At 43.3% G+C, this 2,483-nt stretch carries 1 protein-coding gene and 1 pseudogene; both read left to right on the forward strand.

All coding sequences use genetic code 11. From position 1 onward, the window contains the following. Window positions 1-344 precede the first annotated feature (344 nt). Window positions 345-1,886: pseudogene (locus BCT81_RS00760) on the forward strand (sodium/solute symporter). 25 nt (window positions 1,887-1,911) lie between these two features. Next, window positions 1,912-2,483: serine dehydratase beta chain (locus tag BCT81_RS00765; protein ID WP_277869777.1), on the forward strand; the 572-nt coding region annotated here is incomplete at its 3' end.

Raw genomic sequence — 2,483 nt, forward strand, 5'->3', positions numbered from 1 at the left:
GATAAACCTTTATTTTATATAGGGTGTTTTTAGTTTTGATTACGGTGTAGTGGTTATTGGCTGTCACTACACTGTCTTCGTTTCGGGAGAGATAATAGAGTTTTTGTGGTTATTAGATCCGTGATCAAAGTCAATTTTAAAATGAGTGCGTACCCATTTTGTGTATTTTGGTGATCTTGATCCCATTAGATCGCGTTTTTGGCACTTTATGCATGTTTTGAGTGATTATTCATCTATCTTAGTGACAATACTCACACTTACAGGGGGTTTTTGAGGGAAGTTAGCCAATTTTAAGTAATATTGGCTGCGAATAATTTGCGAAATATAATAAACGGAATCTACAAATGGTTACGTACTCAAGCTTTGTGGTGGTTGCCCTTTATGTGCTAACTACCTTATTTATCAGCTACTTAGTTAATTAGCGCTATAGCGTTGGTGGCGATTTTTCAACTGGTGGGAAACAATTTGGTTGGTTTGCGGCAGGTGTGTCGATTCTTGCAACCTACATCAGTGCGATGACGTTCGTGGGTATGCCTGGCTGGGTTTATAGCTCTGGTATGGAAGCGATGAGCGTTCATTTGAATTACCCAATAGTGATCTTTTTTGCTGTGGTTTTCTTTGTTCCTGTCTTTTACAAGCTTGGCCTGACTTCAATTTATGAATACCTAGAGCACCGCTTCGGCATTGTTGCTCGTACGATTAATTCCATCGTATTTATTGTGGTTCAATGTATTTCTGCAGGTGTCATTTTGTATGCAGTAGCGCTGATCTTAGTACAAGTGCTACCCATCGGGATTTCTGAAGCAATTATTTATATCAGCCTGTTCACCGCTCTTTATACCTATGCTGGTGGTATCTCAACCGTAATATGGACCGACATGCTGCAGTCGGCAGTATTGATTATCGGTAGCATAGCGATCTTCGGCCTATTACTGATGAAGATTGATGCGGGGGAGGTGTTGTCTCCTGAGCATCTGAATATTATTAACCTCGAATTTGACCTAGGTGTCGATACCACATTGTGGGCAGGCGTGGTGGCAGTGAGTTTTTTACACTTGAGTGTCTATGGCACTAACCAATTGATTATTCAAAGAACGCTGGCGACAAAGGATGTGAAAACCGCACAGAAATCTATGTTGTTGTGTGGCTACGGCGCCTTCTTCATCTACCTATTTTTTGCGGTAATGGGCGTGTTGCTAAGCGTCTTCTACCAAGACAATAGTTTTGAAAACAGTAATGAAGTTATTCTCGATTTTGTGTTTAACCACACCAATCCAATCATTGTCGGTTTAGTGATTGCTGCGTTATCAGCTGCCGCTATGTCGACTCTCGACTCGACCTACAACTCAATGGCAACCGTCGCAACGTTCGATTTTTATAAGCGCTTTTTCCGTAAATCAGCCTCCGATGCACACTATGAATCGGTAGTCAGAAAGATGAGCCTGGTCGCTGCGGCTTCGGTTGTTGTGCCTGCATTACTGGCGGTCTCGAATGAATCTGTACTCAAAACGATTGCTAGCTTAACTTCGATTTTTGTCGGTATTCGCCTTGGCTCTTTCATCCTAGGTTTGTTCTTCAAGCGAGCGAATGAAAAAGGGGTGATTGCAGGCAGTATCGGCAGTGTCGTAGTGGTATTTATTGCCAAATACAGTGGCATCTCTTGGCCTTGGTTTGCCTTGATTGGCACGGTGGTTTTCTTAGTGTTAGGTGTTGTTGTGAGCCATTTCTGGGGAGAGGTGACACAACAGCAAAACGAATTTATCGCCAAGCAAAAGCACTTGTTCGCTAAGCCTACCGCGAGTCATTACGGCTTGTTGGTCTTTGCTGTTGTGACGATCGCTGCTTGTATTGTTATCCCTGATTGGCTCTATGCCGCTCTTTCTTAATTGACCGACTATTACTGGTATATCTATGTTATCTATCTTTGATATCTACAAAATTGGTGTTGGACCTTCGAGCTCACACACCAACGGCCCAATGATTGCGGGTTTTCATTTCACTCAATTAATCGCGGATAGAATCACAGAGGTGGTTCGCGTTCAGGTCGATCTTTATGGTTCACTGTCACTAACAGGTATCGGACACCACACTGATAGAGCGACCATTTTGGGTTTGCTTGGTAATAAGCCAGACACGATTAAGATCACTAGCGCTAATGAAGCGATGCGACGCGCTATCGACAGTGGTGAAATGCAATTGAGTGGCAGCCACGCGATTGGCTTTAACTACCAAACCGACATGCTCTTTCATGAAGACAATCTGCCCCTGCATGAAAACGGCATGATGATTACCGCGTTTGATCAAGCTGGAAAGGTAATTGTCGATGAAACCTACTACTCGATCGGTGGCGGTTTTATTGCAACGGCAGATGAATTGCAAAATGGCACCAAAACTCAATCGGTTGAGGTGGCTTATCCTTTTAAAAATGCCGATGAAATGCTGCAACAAGCCGAAAAAAATGGCATGAGCCTAGGCGGCATGAT

The sequence above is a fragment of the Vibrio sp. 10N.261.52.A1 genome (assembly GCF_002876325.1).
Classification (GTDB): domain Bacteria; phylum Pseudomonadota; class Gammaproteobacteria; order Enterobacterales; family Vibrionaceae; genus Vibrio; species Vibrio chagasii.